Origin of the sequence: Streptomyces sp. SID14478 (genome assembly GCF_010548525.1) — a bacterium.
Lineage (GTDB): Bacteria > Actinomycetota > Actinomycetes > Streptomycetales > Streptomycetaceae > Streptomyces.
Genome location: NZ_JAAGMG010001242.1, coordinates 1 through 2,235, shown reverse-complemented (window position 1 = coordinate 2,235; position 2,235 = coordinate 1). Strand labels below are relative to the sequence as shown.

Annotated in this window: 3 protein-coding genes; all 3 read left to right on the top strand. The window is 72.9% G+C overall.

Annotation, left to right across the window (positions count from 1 at the left end; genetic code table 11):
* Positions 1-450, top strand: a 450-nt coding sequence (locus G3I40_RS39880) for an ROK family protein (protein WP_164559709.1), incomplete at its 5' end; no start/stop codon positions are given.
* The gene (nagA, locus tag G3I40_RS39875; RefSeq protein WP_164559708.1) at positions 450-1,595 is read left to right on the top strand and encodes an N-acetylglucosamine-6-phosphate deacetylase; all 1,146 of its coding nucleotides are present in this window, start codon (positions 450-452) and stop codon (positions 1,593-1,595) included. The genes G3I40_RS39880 and nagA, both read left to right, overlap by 1 nt.
* A 127-nt stretch (positions 1,596-1,722) precedes the next feature.
* Positions 1,723-2,235, top strand: a 513-nt coding sequence (locus G3I40_RS39870; RefSeq protein ID WP_343245174.1) for a PfkB family carbohydrate kinase, incomplete at its 3' end; no start/stop codon positions are given.

The following is a 2,235-nucleotide window of genomic DNA, read 5'->3' as shown; positions in this document are numbered from 1 at the left end:
CCCGGCGGGGTGCCGTGCGGCTGCGGGCAGCGCGGCTGCCTGGAGCGGTACGCGTCCGCGTCCGCCGTCACCCTGGCCTGGCAGGCCGCGAGCGGCGACGAGAACGCCACCGCGGCGGACTGCGCGCGGGCCGTCGACGCGGGCGACGAGAAGGCCGCGCTGGTCTGGCAGGACGCCGTGGACGCGCTCGCCGACGGCCTCGTCATGGCGCTCACTCTGCTGGACCCGCGGACCCTGATCATCGGTGGCGGTCTCGCCGAGGCCGGGGAAACCTTGTTCACACCCCTACGGGCGGCGGTCGCGGAGCGCGTGACGTTCCAGTCGCTCCCCACGATCGTCCCGGCCGTCCTCGGGGACACCGCCGGATGCCTGGGCGCGGGGCTGCTCGCCTGGGATCTTCTTGCCGCCGCACACGTCGATGGCACGGACAACACGGAGGTATCCGCCTGATGGCCACAGCAAAGGTGCTCGCCGGTGCCCGGGTGGTACTGCCCACCGGGACCGTCACCGACGGACGCGTCATCGTCGACGGCACGAAGATCGCCGGGAGCGCTCCCGGCGACGCCCCGCTCGTCGACCTGTCCGGCCACTGGGTGGTGCCCGGCTTCGTCGACATGCACAACCACGGCGGTGGCGGCGCCTCCTTCACCTCCGGCACCGTCGAGGACATCCTCACCGGCGTCCACACCCACCGCCTGCACGGCACCACGACGGTCGTCGCCTCGTTCGTGACCGGCGAGATGGACTTCCTCGCGCAGCGCGCGGGCCTGCTCTCCGAGCTGGCCGAGCAGGGCGAGATCGCGGGCATCCACTTCGAGGGCCCGTTCATCTCCCCGTGCCGCAAGGGCGCCCACGACGAGACGCTGCTGCGCGACCCCGACCCGGCGGCGGTGCGCAAGCTGGTCGACGCGGCCCGCGGCCGGGCCAAGATGGTCACGCTCGCCACCGAACTGCCCGGCGGCATCGACTCCGTACGCCTGCTGGCCGAACAGGGCGTCATCGCCGCGATCGGCCACACCGACGCGACGTACGAGCAGACGGTGGAGGCCATCGACGCGGGCGCCACCGTCGCCACCCACCTGTTCAACGCGATGCCGCAGCTCGGCCACCGCGCGCCGGGCCCGATCGCGGCGCTCCTGGAGGACGACCGGATCACCGTCGAGCTGATCAACGACGGCACGCACCTGCACCCCGCGTCCCTGGAGCTCGCCTTCCACCACAAGGGCGGCGAGAAGGTCGCGTTCATCACCGACGCGATGGACGCGGCCGGCTTCGGCGACGGGCGCTACATGCTCGGCCCGATGGAGGTCGAGGTGAAGGACAGCGTGGCGCGGCTCGTGGAGGGCGGCTCCATCGCGGGCTCGACGCTGACCCTGGACCGGGCGTTCAAGCGGGCGGTCACCGTCGACCGGCTGTCGGTCGAGGACACCGTCCAGGCGATCTCCGCCAACCCCGCCCGGCTGCTGGGCATGTACGACAGGGTCGGCTCCCTGGAGCCCGGCAAGGACGCCGACCTCGTGGTCCTGGACGAGGAGTTCGAGCTCAAGGGCGTGATGCGCCGCGGCGAGTGGATCGTCGCACCGCAACTCCCCTGACCGGCACGGCGGTTGGCACCGGGGCCTGTTCCGGACCTGGGCCAACCGCCTCGACTCTGGCATGATCGACCCCCGTCATCGCAAGGTGTTACTGCACGTACGCACATCCATCGGGGGGCGAGGCCCTGTGATCCTCACGGTCACCTTGAACACCGCACTCGACCTCACCTACGGCGTCGAGGCGTTGCGGCCGCACGCCTCGCACCGCGTCACCGAGGTCACCGAACGCCCCGGCGGCAAGGGCCTCAACGTGGCCCGGGTGCTCGCCGCGCTCGGCCACGAGGTGACAGTGACGGGCTTCGCGGGCGGCGCGACGGGACGTACGCTCCAGGACCGGCTCCGCGGCGCGGAACGGATCTCCGACGCGCTGGTGCCCGTCAGCGGTGCGACCCGGCGCACCATCGCCGTCGTCGACGCGACGAGCGGGGACACGACCCAGCTGAACGAACCCGGGCCGCTGATCTCCCCCGCCGAGTGGTCGGCCTTCCAGGAGGCGTACGAGCACCTGCTGCGGACCGCCTCCGCGGTGGCCCTGTGCGGCAGCCTGCCGCCGGGCGTCCCGGTCGGCGCCTACGCGACGCTGGTGCGGGCCGCGCGGGCCGCCGCCGTGCCCGTACTCCTCGACACCAGCGGCGAACCG